Source organism: Comamonas sp. C11, assembly GCF_024496285.1.
Classification (GTDB): Bacteria; Pseudomonadota; Gammaproteobacteria; order Burkholderiales; family Burkholderiaceae_C; genus Comamonas; species Comamonas testosteroni_F.
In genome coordinates this window covers 3,375,231-3,392,554 of sequence record NZ_CP101743.1, presented here as the reverse complement: position 1 = coordinate 3,392,554, position 17,324 = coordinate 3,375,231, and the positions used below count along the sequence as shown (strand labels likewise).

Genomic DNA, 17,324 nt, shown 5'->3' with positions numbered 1-17,324 from the left:
CATGCAACGTTTTATCGCGCATACCTGTATCAGTTCGGCAGTCGCGGTGCTGCTGACTGGTTTGGTACCGGCCCAGGCACAGATCTCTCAAGCTGGTTCACGTCAGGACACATCGGCGTCCAGTGTTGATCCTTTCCAGATCAATCAGGCGCTGGGCTTGTTACCTTCTGGCGGGACTTCCAGTGATGCTTCGGCAAGCCGTTCTGGCGCTGCTGTCCCAATGCAAGCACCGGTGTTGCCACAAGCACCCCAGACGGCCGATTACACGGCCAATCTCAGTAGCGATGTTTTTGGCGCCAACCTGTTTACAGGCAACTTTGCGCGTGCCGGTGCAACCCAGTTCAACCCCGATTATCTGGTGACGGTGGGTGACCGTATCCATTTGCGGTTGTGGGGTGGCTTTACCTTTGACAGCGTGGCTGCGGTCGACCCGCAAGGCAATATCTTCCTGCCTCAGGTCGGGCCGATCAAGGTGCTGGGCATTGCCAACAAGAATCTGCAGCAACAGGTAGAGGCAGCAGTACGCCGTGTATTCCGCGCCAATGTTTACAGCTATGCCAGCCTGGCTGCAGCCCAGCCGGTGCGCATCTTTGTGGGCGGCAATGTCATGCGTCCGGGCTTGTACAACGGCACCAGCATGGACAGCCTGCTCAACTACCTGGACCAGGCGGGCGGTATAGACCCGGAGCGCGGCAGCTTTCTGACCGTGCAGGTCAAGCGCGGCAGCTCCGTGCGTGCCACCTTCAATCTTTATGACTTTCTGCTCAAAGGCCAGCTGCCGCTGCTGCAGCTTAATGATGGAGATGTGATTTTTGTCCCCCCCATTGCCAACCGGGTGCGCGTATCGGGTCTTGTGAACAATGCCAAGCGCTTTGAGTTTTCCCGTGGCTCCGAAACAGTGGCTGAGTTGATGCAACTGGCCAAGCCTCAAGCCCAGGCAACCCATGTGCGTATTGCTCGCAATACCGGCACAGTCAAAAACACGGAGTACTACCCGCTGCAGGAAGCCAATGCACTAGTACTGCAAAACGGCGATGAGCTGGAATTTACCGCTGACAAGAAGCCCGGCACTATCACCGTTCGGGTCGAAGGCGAGCATATGAATTCGCAGGAATATGTGCTGCCTTATGGCACCCGTTTGGGGTCTCTGATGCAGAGCATTCAGACCCTGCCTGATGCTGAACCCGAGAGCATCCAGCTTTTTCGCCAGAGCGTGAAGGATCGCCAGAAGGAGATGCTGGCTACCAGCTTGCGCAGCCTGGAAACGGCATTGCTTACGGCCCGCAGCGGCAGCAGTGAAGAGGCTCGACTGCGTAAGGAAGAGGCCGATCTGACTCTGCAATGGGTGGAGCGGGCCAAGAAGGTGGAGCCCACTGGCCAGGTGCAGATTGCGCAGGCGGCGCAGCGCGACAACATGCTGCTGGAAAACGGTGACGTCATTCGCATACCGCGCAAGGACGGTCTGGTGTTGGTCAGCGGGGAAGTCCTCTTTCCCAATGCTGTGGCATTCGACGGCTCTTTGAGCCTCAAGGACTATATCGATCGGGCCGGTGGCTTTACTCAGACAGCGGACGCTGCTCGTGTGGTTGTGGCGCACAGAGATGGCGCGTTCGAGCAGGTCGATACCGGCAAGCTTTTTGAAAACACCCGACTCAAGGCTGGCGATCAGGTGCTGGTGTTGCCCAAGGTGGATGAGAAAAAACGCCAGTTCTGGAAGGACATCACCCAGATCATGTACCAGATCGCGATTGGCGCGAAGGTCGTGTTCGGTCTTTGATTTTTCTGATTTGTTGAATAGCTATGAACAAAATTATTGTGGTGGGGCATCCTCAATCGAGCTTTGAGGATGTGGAGGAATTGCTTCTGGACTGTGGCATGGCCGAGGCCAAGCCATCCAGGCGTGAAGGATTCATGGCGGCACAGATCAGCGAAACGTTGGTCAAAGTGCATGGTGCTGTTCCTGTGCAGCATGTGGGTGTTGCCGATCAGCTTGCGCAGATCGAAGTGGCTCCGGTCTGGCAGGGTCTGGCCCTGGACTTGATGCTGGCCAATATGGAACAGCCTTTGTGGGGCTGGGCTGATGCACAGGCGGTCTATCTGCTGGATTACTGGAAGTCACAAGATCCCCAGACTGTGTTCGTACTGGTGTTTGATGAGCCGCAAAGCGTATTCACGCGTCAGGCCCTGGAGCACGCCGACGCGAGCCCGCAAGAGCAGGAGGCCAGAATCAACGGCTGGGTTGCCTATAACTCGGCTTTGCTGAATTTCCATTTGCGACACCCTGAGCGCAGTTTGCTTGTTCATGCTGCGCAGGTGCAGACATCGGCGCATAGTTATCTGCAGCAGGTCAGCTTGCATGTCAATGCCCAGCTTCGCTTGCCCAGCGAAGAACTGCAGTCAGAGATCAAGTGCCATGACCAGGACTTGAGCCATGGCGAAATACTGCTCGGTCCCGACACGGGAGGCGAGCAAAAGCAAGCCATGGACGGCAATGCACTGGCGCAATGGCTGGCGCAGCAACTGCTGGAAGAATATCCGCAAGCGACTGAGCTTTATGAGCAATTGCAGGCTGCGGCGTCGCTGCCGCAGCGCAGCCAGGCGCAGGCAGGCAGAGAGTTGCTCGCATCGAGTGCGCAGGCCCATCGCAGACATCAGGCCTGGTCGACTTTTGTGGCGCAGCAGGTCGCCATGCAGGCTCACGCGCAGCGCATGCTGCTGCTGGCTAAGGAGCTGGATGAGCAATCTCTGCAAGTGCAGCAGCGAGAGAGGCAGATTGAGCAATTGAATCAGACGGGTGCTAAAGCGCTGCAGCGCGCTCAGGAGCAAGAGCGTCTGCTGGCCGCCAAGGCCACTGAACTGCAGTCCACTGGACAGGAAAACCAATTGCTGCTCAAGCAATTGCACAAAGTGCAGGAAGAGCTGGAAAGCCGTTATCTGCAAGCTAGGTGTCGGGTCCCGGATGATTGGCTGCTTACAACCAAGCGCCCGTTGCTCCATAGCAGACAAGTGCTGCAGGCTGTTGTGGCAACATGGCAATCGTCTTCCAAGGAGCCGCTATGTTGATTGCTCTACACAAGAACGCAACGACCACGCCTGCTACACGACGTGCATTGCAGCAAGCCAGTAGCACTGACCGGGAGTTGGCCCAGCAATACGGCATTGGCCTGGACACGGTGCGCAAGTGGCGTCATCGCACTACGGTGCACGATGCCAGTCATACGCCACACCGATTGCAGACCACGCTCAATGCGGCACAGGAAGAATTGGTGGTCTATCTGCGCACCCAACTGCTGCTGCCGCTCGATGATTTGCTGGCGGTAGTGCGGGAGTTTATTGAGCCTGCCATGAGCCGCTCGGCGCTGGACCGACTGCTGCGCAGGCGAGGTCACTCCAGATTGCCCGTGCCAGCCAAGCCTGATGCAGAGCACAAGCCATTCAAGGCTTATGAGCCCGGCTACGTGCATGTGGACGTGAAGTACCTGCCCCAGATGCACGATGAGGACAAGCGTCGTTATGTGTTCGTAGCCATCGACAGGGCCACCCGCTGGGTATTTATTGCCATCAAGCAGTACAAGACGGCAGCATCCGCCAAAGCCTTTCTGGCCGCAGTACGCAAGGCTGCACCCTTCCAGATTCGCACTATCCTCACAGACAACGGTAAAGAGTTCACCGACCGGCTGTTTGGCAGTCGCAGCCGTCAGCCGACGGGAGAGCACGAGTTTGACCAGTTGTGCCAAAGCCTGGGCATTGAACATCGACTGACCAAACCCAAGACACCACAGACCAACGGCATGGTCGAACGTTTCAATGGGCGGCTCAGCCAGGTGCTACGCTCGCACCACTTCAATAGTGCCGAGGACCTGGGCAAGACACTGCACCGGTTTGTATGGCTGTACAACCACCATTTGCCGCAAAAGGCTCTGGGGCATCAAGCTCCGGTGCAAGCCCTCAAGGTTTGGAAGATGAAAGCTCCTGATTTATTCGTCAAGAACGTGCGCAATCATCCGGGACCCGACAGCTAGGCAGCAAGAAAAGGCTTTGGCAGAACTGCACAAAGTCAAGACCGATCTGAAAGCTGCGCAGGAAAAAGCCGCCGCTTTGCAAGCCATTGGGCAAGAAAAACAGACGCTGGAGCAACAACTGCTGAAAGTGCAGCAGCAATTGGCAGATAGCAAGGCCCAGGCTCAGCAGGCAGAAAAGACCCAAGCCGAAATGCCCAAGGTCAGGGCCGAGCTGAAGGCCGCGCAAGACAAGGCCTTGCAGCTTCAGCGAAGCGAAGAACAGCTGAAAAAGCAGCTGCAGACCCAGGGCGCGATGGCTTCTAATGCCGACTTGGAAAAAGAAAACGAGCTGCTGCTGACCCAATTGCACAAAGTGCAGAGAGAGCTGGAGCGTCACTATCTGGAAAACAGCAAGCTCAAAGCAACGCAGCCACCGAAGCCTCAGGCCTACTACGGCGCTGCGGACCGTGTGAAAAAGCAGCTCTCTTATCGCCTGGGATCCACCATGATCAGGCAATCGCGCAGCATCAGCGGTTGGTTGAACATGCCTTTTGCATTGAGTGCCGAGGCCAAGCGCTTCAAGCAGGATCAAGCTGCGGGCAAAGATCAGCAATTGCCACCCATTGCCCAGTACCAGGATGCGCATGAGGCCGAGTTGATCAAGCAGCATCTTTCTTACCGATTGGGGTCACGCCTGTTGACCAACACCAGAACACTGGGCGGTCGGATTTCGCTGCCTTGGAGCCTGTACGCGGAAGTGAAGGCATTCAGAAAAGAGCGCCGGTCGCTCTGACGCATTGAACGCACTAATTGCTGCCGCTGATCGTGGCTGAAATAGCAGAATTTTTATGAGTAGCCCAATGAATACCATCATCCCCTGGCTGGAGCATTTGAACGTACTGATGCGCCCCAGGAATATTGCCCTGGTGGGGGCAGGCAACGGCAAAGGCATATGGGCGCAGTGGCTCGCACATCAAGCCAGCGAGTCCCGAGTGACGTTTATAGAGGCTGAGCCTCTGCAATATTCGACATTGCAGCGCACATTGGACTTGTTGGGCGAACGTGCTCAACATTGCGAAATTCGCAATACCGTAGTTGCGGCTCAACAGGGCACGGCCTCCTTTTTCGTGGCCAACAGTCAGCAGGAAAGCGGTCTGCTGGAGCCTCGATCGCTTTTGAGTCTTTGGCCCAATCTGCGAACGGAAGAGGTCAAAGAGCTGAATGCCATTACCTTGGACGCCTTGCTTGGCGACCTGAGCGAAGACGCCGAGCAGCCGATGGGTGAAGGACATTGGCTGCTCATTGACTGCCTGCCTGCAGGGGCTCTGTTGCGAGCCTCCAGCAAGCTGGATCTGGTGGATGTGGTCGTTGCACGAGTCTTGTTGGGCGAAATGCACGCAATGCCAGACGGCACGAGTCTTGAAGAGGTTGCAGAGTTTCTTCAACAAAAAGGCATGGTGCAGATTGCAGTCGAAGCCACTCGCCATCCGGGCATTGGGTATGCATTGTTTGTGCGAGATGCTAGGGCGGCCTTGCATGTACATCACCGCGAGTGCCAAAAACTGCGTCTCAATGGTGAAGAGCAGGCGAGGTTGTTGCAGGAGTTCCAGACGCAGATTGAGCACCTGACCCAGGCCAAACTGATTGTGGAGACGCAATCGCAAGAGCGAGTTCTGCAGCTGGAGCAGCTCCGCAAGGGGTGTGACGAACAGGCCAAACTGGCGCAGGAGCTTCAGGCTCAGGTCGTGCAACTGACGCAGGGCAAAGCCGCTGCCGACAAGCAGTTGCAGGAGCGAGCTCAGCAACTGGAGCAGGTTACCAAGGCGCGTGACGAGCAAGCCAAGCTGGCGCAGGAGCGTCTGGCGCAGACCGAGCAACTGACTCAGGCCAAGGCTGCAACTGAAAAGCAGTTGCAGGAGCGAGCTCAGCAACTGGAGCAGGTTACCAAGGCGCGTGACGAGCAAGCCAAGCTGGCGCAGGAGCGTCTGGCGCAGACCGAGCAACTGACTCAGGCCAAGGCTGCAACTGACAAGCAATTGCAGGAGCGAGCTCAGCAACTGGAGCAGGTTACCAAGGCGCGTGACGAGCAAGCCAAGCTGGCGCAGGAGCGTCTGGCGCAGACCGAGCAACTGACTCAGGCCAAGGCTGCAACTGACAAGCAATTGCAGGAGCGAGCTCAGCAACTGGAGCAGGTTACCAAGGCGCGTGACGAGCAAGCCAAGCTGGCGCAGGAGCGTCAGGCTCAGGTTGAGCAACTGTCGCAGGCCAAAGCCGCTGGAGACAAGCAGTTGCAGGAGCGAGCTCAGCAACTGGAGCAGGTTACCAAGGCACGCGACGAGCAGGCCAAGCTGGCGCAGAAGCTTCAAGTGCAAATTGAGCAACTGCAAGCTCAAGTAGTTCTAAAAGCTGATTTGCAAGCAATGATCAAACATCAAAATGACGAGCTTGCGCGCTCACTTGAGATTTTAAGTAATAGCTTGAAAGACGAAGTGAATAATGCTACTCGTCAAATAAATTCGTTCACGGGTCTAGAAAATTATTGGCAAACGGGAGATTTGCCAGCAGTTAATACTGAGCGTCATAGCTGGCCTGTGAGTCCGGATTTTTCCTTATATGTAGTTGGTCTAATTGAGCAAAAAAATTATGATTTGATCATTGAGTTCGGATCAGGGATATCAACTCTGGTAGTTGCCAAAACCTTGGCCAAGATGGAGTCAAGATGCAAGAGCCAATCTCCAACAGTCTTTGTATCATTTGATCATCTGGAACAATATTATAATCAAACCCTAAATATTTTGCGTCAGTCCGGCTTGGAGAATAATGTTGAGCTACACCTATCGCCTTTGAGAAAGTGGATGGCTTCAAATGGTAAGGAATATTCTTACTATGATTGTCAGGAAGTATTGGCTGGGCTGGCACAAAGATACTATAAAAACAAAATAAATGTACTGGTTATAGTAGATGGGCCGCCAGCATCAACAGGGGTGCATGCCCGTTACCCAGCTGCACCACTAGTTTTGCAGAATTTCTCAGGAATGAATATTGATTTTTTGATGGATGACTATATTCGTCTTGATGAGAAGGAAATTGTTAAATTATGGCAGGCAGAAATGAATGAAGTGAACATAAATCATTCAAGTTTTATTCGAAAATTGGAGAAAGATGCTTGCTTACTGCAAGTTCTTCCCAATTGAGTCAACAGAAGATATTGGTATCTGTAATCATGAAAATTTTGACAGTTTTTGGTACACGTCCAGAGGCCATTAAGATGGCTCCAGTAGTCAAAGCTCTGGCCACCAACCCTGCATTGGACTCCAAGGTCTGCGTGACAGCCCAGCATCGCCAGATGCTGGATCAAGTGCTGGAGATTTTTGATATTCGTCCCGACTTTGACCTCAACTTGATGAAACCTGGGCAAGACCTGTCGGATATCACCAGCAATGTCCTGTTGGGCATGCGTGATGTGTACAAGCAGTGGCAACCTGACATTATCCTGGTGCATGGCGATACCACCACCACTATGGCGGCCAGCTTGTCGGCGTACTACGCCAAGATCAAAGTGGGCCATGTTGAGGCCGGCCTGCGCACCCACAACAAATATGCGCCCTGGCCCGAAGAGATGAACCGTTGCCTGACCGGCGCCATCGCAGACATCCACTTTGCCCCCACACTGAAGGCGCAAGCTAATCTACTAGCAGAAGGTGTCGCGCCTCATACCATTCATGTCACGGGCAATACCGTGATTGATGCCTTGCTTGATGTCGTGCAGCGTGTGCGTACCGACACGGCCTTGCAGCAGCGCTTTTCCGAGCAATTTGGCTTTATCGACCCTAGCAAGCGCCTGATTCTTGTGACTGGCCATCGTCGTGAAAACTTTGGTCAAGGCTTCGAGAACATCTGCCATGCTCTGGCACAACTGGCACAGCGCAGCGATGTGCAGATCGTGTACCCAGTCCACTTAAATCCCCAAGTTCAGGAGCCAGTGCGCCGCATTCTGGGCAACGTGCCCAATGTGGTATTGATAGAGCCGCAAGACTATCTGCCCTTCGTGTATCTCATGGATCGCTGCACTTTGTTGATTACCGATTCAGGCGGTGTGCAGGAAGAGGCCCCATCTTTGGGTAAACCTGTATTGGTCATGCGTGACACCACAGAGCGCCCTGAAGCAGTGGATGCTGGCACAGTCAAGTTGGTTGGCACCAATACTGAAGCTATCGTTAAGAACGCGACTGAACTGCTGGATAGCTCTATTGCTTACCAAGCTATGGCTCGCGCCCACAATCCTTATGGCGACGGTCAAGCGGCATCACGCATTTCCAAGATGCTACAAGCTGCGATTTAAGTCGTTTTCTTTTTCACCATTTTTTGTATTTGGAAACTGTCAGTATGTTTGAAACCATCTCCATGATTGGCTTGGGTTATATCGGTCTGCCTACCGCCACTTTATTTGCATCGCGCAAGAAAAAAGTGATTGGTGTGGATGTCAGCCAGCATGCCGTGGATACCATTAATAAAGGGAAAATTCACATTATCGAGCCAGAATTGGACATTCTGGTTCATGCTGCTGTTACAGAAGGATTTTTGCGCGCAACGACTTCCCCGGAGCAGGCAGATGCATTTTTAATTGCGGTACCAACACCTTTTAAGGAAAATCTTCAACCGGACTTGAGCTATATTAAGGCCGCATCTAAAGCGATTGCTCCCGTTTTGCGAAAGGGTAATCTGGTTGTTCTGGAGTCCACTTCGCCGGTTGGTGCGACGGAGAAAATGGCTGAATGGCTTGCAGAGGTACGTCCTGATCTCTCGTTCCCCCAGCATGCGGGCGAAGATGCGGACGTGCAAGTGGCTTATTGTCCCGAGCGAGTACTGCCTGGGCAAGTGGTACGTGAGCTGGTAACTAACGATCGTGTTATTGGCGGCATGAGCCGCAAAGCCAGTGATATGGCTGTTACTTTGTATAAAACCTTTGTCCAGGGTGAATGCATTGTTACCAATGCTCGCACGGCCGAGATGTGCAAGCTTACTGAAAATAGTTTTCGGGATGTGAATATTGCATTTGCGAACGAGCTGTCAATGATTTGTGATCAGCAGCATATCAATGTTTGGGAGCTGATTGCACTGGCCAATCGCCACCCTCGCGTCAATATTCTGCAGCCAGGTGCAGGCGTTGGTGGGCACTGCATTGCCGTGGACCCATGGTTTATCGTTGCCAGTAACCCAGAACAAGCTCGTATTATTCGCACTGCCCGCGAGGTCAATGATAGTAAGCCGGAATGGGTGTTGGACAAGGTGAAAGTGGCAATTGCGGATGTCCTCGCCCATAAGCCTGGCTATACCATGGCAGATATAAAAGTTGCATGTTTGGGGCTGGCCTTTAAACCAGATATTGATGATCTGCGTGAGAGTCCTGCTGTAGCTATTACCCAAGCAGTTGCGGCCTTGGGATGTCAGGTTCTAGCGGTAGAGCCAAACATTCATGAAATACCTCGAAAGCTTGCATTGCATAACCTGAAGCACGCAGAACTTGCTGATGCATTGGGCACTGCAGATGTGATCTGCGTACTGGTAAAGCATGGCACCTTCATTAAAGAGCTAGAGGCTATTCGAAAACACGGTAGCGTAGTGGATGCAGTAGGAATCTGTAAAATTTAAATTTTCAATAATTATGCTGGCGATTTAATTAACAGAAATTTAATTTTCTGGAAAAAATTCATAAAGTTATCGAATTCTAAAGGTGAAAATAGTGAGTGAGTCTTTAGTGAGTAGGGCGCATAATGCATTTCGCAGTGCAGATTTTTCACAAGCACTTCAGCTATATCGCGAAGCGAATGAAATTTTTGGCCAAGATTTATTTTTGGCCAATATCGAAATTTGCAAGAGAAAATTTCACGAAAAGAAAGCTGCTTCAGCCGTGAAAGAGATTCGATCGACTGAGTATTTTGATCCTGAAAAGCGATTGAAGTTTGCGGATCGCCTGCGTGTTGCATTGATTGCGGATGAATTTACTACGAACAGTTTCTCGGATGAATTTATTGCAATTCCAATCGAGCCTGTAAACTGGAGGGAGAAGTTCGAGCAGTTTCAACCAGAATTATTTTTTTGTGAATCAGCTTGGGCTGGCCCAGATCCGAAACTGCGCCCATGGAAAGGGAAAATTTATGCTAGTAAGAATTTTCCCAAAGAAAACAGAACTGTCCTGCTAGAAATACTTTCATTTTGTAGAAAAAAAGGTATACCGACTATATTTTGGAACAAGGAGGATCCTACGCATTTTACGGATCGTATTCATGATTTTGTGAAAACAGCAAAAGAGTTTGATTATGTGTTTACCACTGCGCTGGAATGTGTAGAGGGGTATAAGCAAGAATATGGTGTGGCCAATGCTTTTGCACTGCCTTTTGCCACTAACCCGCGTCTTTTCAATCCTATGGTAGGAGAAGAGCGTTCCTCGAGAGTGGTATTTGCCGGAAGCTGGTATGCAAATCATATTCAGCGCAGCAAGGATATGGAGAGTATTCTTGATGGAATCAGGGCCGACGGTTATGAGCTAGAAATCTATGATCGCTTTCATGGTGACGCTGATCCTCTGCACATCTGGCCTACGCGTTATCAACCGTTCTTGCACCCATCGCAGCCGCATGAGCGCATGCCTGCCGTATATAAATCCAGTCGCTTTGGTTTGAATTTCAATACCGTTACCGCATCCTCTACCATGTTTGCACGTCGTGTATTTGAGCTGATGTCCAGTAATACATTGGTTATCTCAAACTACGCACGTGGCACAGATGAGATGTTTGGCGATTTGATCGTTTATCCCGATAAAGATCCTGATCGATTGCGCTCGTTAAGTAATGCAGATATTGATTCGCTACGTGATCGTGCATTACATAAAGTCTTAGGCGAGCACACTTATCGTCACCGCTGGTTACAAATTCTTAAAAGTATTGGCTTATCACATGCTGTGCGTGAATTCACTATTACAGCCACATGCTTGGTGAACAAGAAAGAAGAGGCATTGCAAGCCATTGCCTGGTTCCAGCAGTATGGTCAGCTTCAATCTGGGTCGCGCTTGTTGTTGGTAGCTGCTCCTCAAATGCCTGATCTAGAAGTAGCGGCGCTATATCGCGAATTCAATCGATATGGTGTCAGCGTTACTTCCAGCAGTCATATGGAACGCTATGCCATATTGGATCGCTATCAGCCGATTGAAACCAGCCATTTCCTCGCTTTTCATCCGCAAAATCCGCCACCGGCTAATTGGCTTTCCAAGGCTATTTTGCACTTGCAATATGCGGCCGATTATCCGATTACTCCGGCGACTGATGCTGCACAGCGCTACCGTATTGGTCGTGCGCAGACTGATGCTCCTTGGCTTGACTTGCGTGATCGCTTTGGGCTGTGGTTGGAGCAGTCAGCGCAGCAATACCGCGATGCATATTTTGTTTGAGTTTTTTTATGAAAATTTCCGTCATCATTCCTAGTTTTAACGCGACAGACAAAATTGGTCGATGCTTTGCTTCTTTGCGTGCCATTAATATGGCTAGAGAAGACTACGAGGTTTTGTTTGTGGATGACTGTTCAAGCGATGGAACGCATGAATTAACGCAGAAAGCATGCTCGGCAGAGCCTAATTGGAGAGCGTTGCGTTTGGAGAATAATAGTGGTTCACCTTCACGCCCGCGTAATTTCGGTATTGATGCTGCTAAAGGGGATTATCTCTATTTCCTCGATTGTGACGATGAGTTGCTACCAGATGCGTTAACTCAGTTACTTGAATTGGCTCAGCGTACCAATGCCTGCATTATTCGATCCGAATTGCTTGCTGATAACGGCCGTGAGCGCAAACGTATGAACCAGATACCTGCGTGGAATGGCTCAAATACGGTGAATGAACGGCGTGAACTGATCATAACTCGTACCAGCACAGTTCCCACAAGCTTTGTCAAACGTAGTTTATTGCAGTTGCATGGGATACGTTGGCCTGAGCATCTACGCATGGGAGAGGATTCGGTATTTCTCGCGGAGGTCCTGGTTAATGCTGTGCATATTGAGTACCTGCCTGAGCCGACCTATATTTATTACAAAATCCCATCTCTAACGCCGGCAAGTACGCAGCGCTATGGAAAACGTGAGCTATTAGACCACGTACAGGTTTGGACTGCTGTTCAATCCCTGCTGAAGCCTCTTGGTATTAACTATCTCGAAGGAAGGCTGGCTGTAGGGTTACGTGTCGCCTTAGAGTCTCTCATATTCCGTAATAAAGGAGACATCGATACCTCATGCCTCGAGGTTTTTCATGCTTTTGTTTGCAAAGAATGGGAAACCATCTCTAATGTGAAATGGAGGAAAAGACATTCAGATATTCTGCACGCTGCTAAGAATAACGATTCTGAAGCTTTTCGACGGCACTGTAGACCTCGCCTATTGATTGCTGGGCATGATTTGAAGTTCATTAGAGATGCGGTGCCTGAACTCGAAGAGTTTTTTGATATTCGTTTTGATGAGTGGAAAGGGCATGAAATTCATGATGAAAAGCATAGTCGGGCTATGTTGGAGTGGGCAGAGTATATTTGGTGTGAATGGTTATTGAAGAATGCGGAATGGTATGCGACGAACAAGAAGCCATACCAGCGATTAGTCGTGCGCATGCATCGAATGGAGTTGAGTCGCAGTCATGGAGAGTACATGAATATGGCAAATGTAGATGCCGTTATTGCTGTGTCTCCCCTGTTTTTTGAGCGCTTACTGGAGAGATATCCAAATATACCTCGTCACAAAGCAAGAATGATTCCGAATTATGTGCGCTTTGATGAATATAAGACGGAATGGCATCCAGATCGACTCTATACCTTGGGGATGATTGGGATATTGCCATCGCGAAAAGGCCTTCGAAGAGCATTAGAAATTTTGCATGCGCTGCATTCTACGGATAAGCGTTTTCGTCTAGAGGTCTTTGGTCGAAGACCTGAGGAATTGCCCTGGATTGCCCGTGATACCAAAGAGATGGATTATTTCCGAGAGTGTGAGCAATTTATTAAAAACAATGGATTGACTGAGGCTGTTAATTTTAATGGCCATGTAGATATTAAACAGGCTTTGGCTGACCGTCGCGTTGGCTATGTCCTCTCGATGAGCGATTCAGAGTTTGATTTTCCAGGGTTTGAGAGCTTCCATTTGGCTGTCGCAGATTCGTTTGCTGCTCATGGATTATCTGTTGTGCGTCGTTGGCCTGGGGCTGAGTATCTATGGAATGATGAGTATTTAGCAAATGAAATTAAAGATGCGGTTGATTTCATCGTGAAATGCTCGGCGAATTCGGATATTTTTAAATCTTCGACGCTGAAGGGAAGACGGTTGGTTGAATCATTCTATCCACTAGAAATATTTAAAAAGTCTATAGTGGGCCTATATAACGAGTTAATTTAATTCGTATTGCTATGAAAATTCTGAAAGATAGCACCCTAAAAATTGCTCACTGGCCTTGGCCAAAAATGGATATTGAAAATGTCTGTTTTCGTGCATGTGCAGGTGATATATACATGCCTAATATAGGTTATGTGAAGATTGATAAAGAAAATGCGTGGCATGTAGAACTTGGTGAGGCTGCTAATTCGAAGAGACTGTGGATTAATTCTTTGGTGACGTCACATGCGTTATTGAAAATTGGGCGCGAGAATAATAATATTGATTATGTGAGACTTTCCGTAGAAATACTGAAAAGTTATTTTCATTATTTCGATAGTGATAGCGGTGTATTTATAGATGCTTGGAAAGATGAGCATGCCGTTGCTAATAGGTTATTTGTATTAACAGCATTTCTTGTGGATTCATTAGTAGTTCTAGAAGATGATGAATTAATATCTCAAGTGGAGTTGCTTCATCTTGCAGAACGTCATGCTAATTGGTTATCTATTAATGAAAATTATGTCAAAAATAACCATGGGGTAATGATGGACCTAGCTTTGGCGCAGTTCGGTCTTTTTATAAAAAAAGATGATCAAGTTCTTGCGGAAAGATATATAAAGACTGCTCAAGATAGATTGGATATGATGTTCGATTTGACCTTTGACTCAAATGGATGTTGTACTGAGAATAGTCCAAGTTATCATTTTGTAAATTACTCTCTTTTTTCTGCTATTCACCAGTTCTTAAAAAACAATGATTTGCCTATTAATTCAGATAAATGGGTGAGAATTCTAAAAAAGGCGTTGCAGGCTGGAAATTTGTTGATGCGCCCAGATAAGACTATTCCAGTTATCGGCGATTCAGAGAAAAAGATTGGTACATTTTTCCCATACAATGAAGAATACCAATCAGATTTTGGTGTCGGTTATTATCCTGATGCGGGCTTCTTTGTTGCAAAATCAAGAGATTTTCAGCTTACCCTCAGGGCTGGAGGTCGTAGTTTTTCCCATAAACATATTGACGATCTTAGTGTGACGCTATGGGCTGGTGGGGCCGATTTTATTGTTGATGCAGGTCTTTATAACTATGATATAAAAGATAAGATGAGGCGCTGGTTTATTTCCGCTAGAGCGCATAGTTTATTTTATTTGGAATCCATAGGGGATGTACGGTTCGCTAATTTTGAATCTCCAGCAGGAATGTCACGTTTTCTGAAAATGGACTGTGACAATGGTGGTTTTAACGTAAGGGCATCCCATAATTTATCTAAGGAGGCCGTAGTTACAAGAAATGTCTCTTATACCGATTTCTCTATTTTAATCGAGGATGATTTTTCTTCTGAAATACTTCAGAAATGGAGATTTCAGCTTCTTTTGCATCCTGATGTTTCGGTGGAGGATAATGGTGATTCTCTGATTTTGAGAAATGGAGGTAAAGAGATTTCTATTAAAAATTTAGGCGATAAAAATCATATATTTTCCCAGGAAAATTCTTATTACTCTGAGTCATTTATGAATATAAAGCCAACAAAAATGTTGGTTATCAAGGGGCAGGGCTATTCTGCAGGGGTTAGATGTCTAATTAATTTTTCAAAACTATGATGCAATTCCATTATTGTTATAGTTTCTTTATTTCACTCTCTTCTAACTTGTTGAATAAAATATTGAAGATTGAGGTTCAGGAGTGGACTGATAAGAGAATTGTTCTTGTTGATCCGAAGATCGCTCATTGGCGTTATAAACTTCTATGGATTGAAGATGGTGAGGAAAAAAAAGTAGTAAGTAAGAGCCCGATAGTAAATTTTGACATTTATGATTATAAAAATAATCTGACCCTGATAGTTGTTGATGCAGATTCCGATTCTCTGATTTGTGAAATTGGATTTAGAAGATGTCTCTGAAATTTAAGATCTATTTCCCATCAAAGAATACAGCGCGTGATGACCTCATTACTGCGCAGCACTGTGTGGATACTATTTCCCTTGGGAAGGTATTGCTACGGGAAAAAAATGACTATAAGTATGCAGTGTATTTTTATTATAAAGATAGGCAGGTAACTGATCATAATTACTACAGTGAAATAGATAAAGATTTTGATATTGATAATCTTGTTTCTATAGAGATATTTTGCAAGAATGATAAAGGCCATATTTTTAGGATCATTGGGGCTAATCCTGATTCGGAGTTGGTTATTTCCGAGAAGTGCGCTCTGAAGTATAGACATACCAAACATGGATCTAATGATTTGGTGATTTATTTTGACTATTCTAGATTGGTTGAAAAGGTTATTCTGCATCAGGAATTTATTCCTCAGTTTAATTTCAAAACAAAAAAAGATGTACTTATAATGTCCAATGCCTTAGGATATTGGGGTACGTGCACATCTTTTGATGATAACGGGATTTTTATTTTCCCTAAAATTGCATTATTTATTAATAAATTAATTGATGAATTATCATATAAAAGGGTTTTTCTTGTTGGCGGCTCTCAAGGTGCTTCCGCTGCTTTAGTTTATGCGGCAGGGATAAATAATGTCGAGCATGTTTTTGCAGCAGCTCCTGTAGAAATTAATAGAAAGAATTCTCTCAGGCATTTGGATGAATTAATATCATCTAATGACCTTGATACGATAAATAATATATTCTGCTCTGCTCTGGAGAAATCAAAAATATCATTGTTTTCAACCTTGGCTGATGAGCATAATTTATTTCATAAAAAATTATCAAAGTTTAATGGAGTTATAGAGTATGAAGAATGTGATGATCCAGACGTTACCCATGGAAAGTGTTTGAGGCATTACATTAAGAAAATCTATAAAACTATTGAGAGTTATTAATAGAGTTTCATTAATTTATATATTTTCATGAAAGTTAGAAAAGCTATTTTTCCAGTTGCGGGCATGGGAACCCGTTTTCTACCTGCTACCAAGGCCAGTCCTAAGGAGATGCTGCCGGTGGTTGATAAGCCGCTGATTCAGTATGCGGTGGAAGAGGCCCTAGCTGCAGGCATCAAGGAAATGGTGTTTGTGACTGGCCGCAGCAAGCGCAGCATCGAAGACCATTTCGACAAGGCTTACGAGCTGGAAAATGAGCTCGAGCGTCGCGGCAAGACCGAGATGCTTGACTATGTGCGCGGTCTGATGCCTTCCGACATGAAGTGCGTCTTCATTCGCCAGGCTGAAGCCTTGGGTCTCGGTCATGCCGTGCTGTGTGCACAGCCTGTAGTGGGCAATGAGCCGTTTGCCGTATTGCTGGCTGATGATTTGCTGGATGGCGAGCCGGCGGTGATGCGCCAGATGGTGGACGTGTACGACTACTACAAGTGCTCGGTGCTGGGCGTGCAGCAAGTGCCGCTTGAAGATACGCGCAGCTACGGCATTGTGGACAGCAAGCCACTCAAGGAAGACCTGGAGGCCGTGCATGCGATTGTGGAAAAGCCAAAGCCGGAGGAAGCACCTTCCACCCTGGCGGTGGTGGGCCGCTATGTGCTTACGCCGCGTATCTTCCATCATCTGGCACGCGTGGGTAAGGGGGCTGGAGGGGAGATCCAGCTCACCGACGGAATTGCAGCGCTGATGAAGGAAGAGCAGGTGCTGGCCTATCGCTATCAGGGCAAGCGCTATGACTGCGGCTCCAAGATTGGCTATCTGGAAGCTACCTTGGCCATGGCGCGTAAGCACCCTGAGGTGGGGGAGCAGTTCGAGGCGCTGCTTCAGTCGCTGCGCAGCTAGCAAGCGCCCGTACAACCCTTACGACGCAGTCCGAGGTAAGGCGGTCGCCGTATGGCTGTCTACGGCTTCGGCTGCATCTCGTTCGGGTTCGGGATTGTGTCGCTTGCTCTGAAAGCATAGCTACTGGCGTTGGTAATTGATGGGTTTCATATGGCAAATCGTTTGAAACCATTTTGGGACGTGCGCAGA

General features: G+C 48.6%; 12 protein-coding genes. All 12 read left to right on the top strand.

The features are described 5' to 3' along the window. Window position 1: 1 nt before the first annotated feature. On the top strand, window positions 2-1,777 hold the full coding sequence (locus NOX35_RS15490) for an SLBB domain-containing protein (RefSeq protein WP_256493887.1): 1,776 nt from the start codon (window positions 2-4) through the stop codon (window positions 1,775-1,777). Between the two features lie 23 nt (window positions 1,778-1,800). Then, window positions 1,801-3,063 (top strand): hypothetical protein, encoded by a 1,263-nt coding sequence (locus NOX35_RS15485; protein WP_256493886.1) that lies wholly within the window; start codon window positions 1,801-1,803, stop codon window positions 3,061-3,063. Continuing rightward, window positions 3,057-4,022 carry an IS481 family transposase gene (locus tag NOX35_RS15480; RefSeq protein WP_256493885.1) on the top strand — a complete coding sequence of 322 codons (966 nt, stop codon included), beginning with the start codon at window positions 3,057-3,059 and terminating at the stop codon, window positions 4,020-4,022. Before NOX35_RS15485 ends, NOX35_RS15480 begins: the two co-directional genes overlap by 7 nt. A 16-nt stretch (window positions 4,023-4,038) precedes the next feature. After that, entirely contained in the window at window positions 4,039-4,794 is a 756-nt protein-coding gene (locus NOX35_RS15475; protein WP_256493884.1) for a hypothetical protein, read from the top strand. Window positions 4,795-4,861: 67 nt separating this feature from the next. Beyond that, window positions 4,862-7,195 (top strand): class I SAM-dependent methyltransferase, encoded by a 2,334-nt coding sequence (locus tag NOX35_RS15470; RefSeq protein WP_256493883.1) that lies wholly within the window; start codon window positions 4,862-4,864, stop codon window positions 7,193-7,195. Between the two features lie 29 nt (window positions 7,196-7,224). After that, on the top strand, window positions 7,225-8,343 hold the full coding sequence (gene wecB / locus NOX35_RS15465) for a non-hydrolyzing UDP-N-acetylglucosamine 2-epimerase (protein ID WP_256493882.1): 1,119 nt from the start codon (window positions 7,225-7,227) through the stop codon (window positions 8,341-8,343). A 44-nt stretch (window positions 8,344-8,387) separates the two neighbouring features. Then, on the top strand, window positions 8,388-9,653 hold the full coding sequence (gene wecC, locus NOX35_RS15460) for a UDP-N-acetyl-D-mannosamine dehydrogenase (RefSeq protein WP_256493881.1): 1,266 nt from the start codon (window positions 8,388-8,390) through the stop codon (window positions 9,651-9,653). A 91-nt stretch (window positions 9,654-9,744) separates the two neighbouring features. Next, a complete protein-coding gene (locus NOX35_RS15455; RefSeq protein WP_256493880.1) occupies window positions 9,745-11,448 on the top strand; it encodes a glycosyltransferase in 1,704 nt (567 codons plus the stop codon). Between the two features lie 8 nt (window positions 11,449-11,456). Next, window positions 11,457-13,427 carry a glycosyltransferase gene (locus NOX35_RS15450; protein WP_256493879.1) on the top strand — a complete coding sequence of 657 codons (1,971 nt, stop codon included), beginning with the start codon at window positions 11,457-11,459 and terminating at the stop codon, window positions 13,425-13,427. Between the two features lie 11 nt (window positions 13,428-13,438). Continuing rightward, window positions 13,439-15,007, top strand: coding sequence for a heparinase II/III family protein (locus tag NOX35_RS15445; RefSeq protein ID WP_256493878.1), 1,569 nt, complete (start codon window positions 13,439-13,441; stop codon window positions 15,005-15,007). A 289-nt stretch (window positions 15,008-15,296) separates the two neighbouring features. Next, window positions 15,297-16,241 (top strand): hypothetical protein, encoded by a 945-nt coding sequence (locus tag NOX35_RS15440; protein ID WP_256493877.1) that lies wholly within the window; start codon window positions 15,297-15,299, stop codon window positions 16,239-16,241. Window positions 16,242-16,268: 27 nt separating this feature from the next. Further along, window positions 16,269-17,135 (top strand): UTP--glucose-1-phosphate uridylyltransferase GalU, encoded by an 867-nt coding sequence (gene galU, locus NOX35_RS15435; RefSeq protein ID WP_256493875.1) that lies wholly within the window; start codon window positions 16,269-16,271, stop codon window positions 17,133-17,135. The last annotated feature ends 189 nt before the right edge of the window (window positions 17,136-17,324 follow it).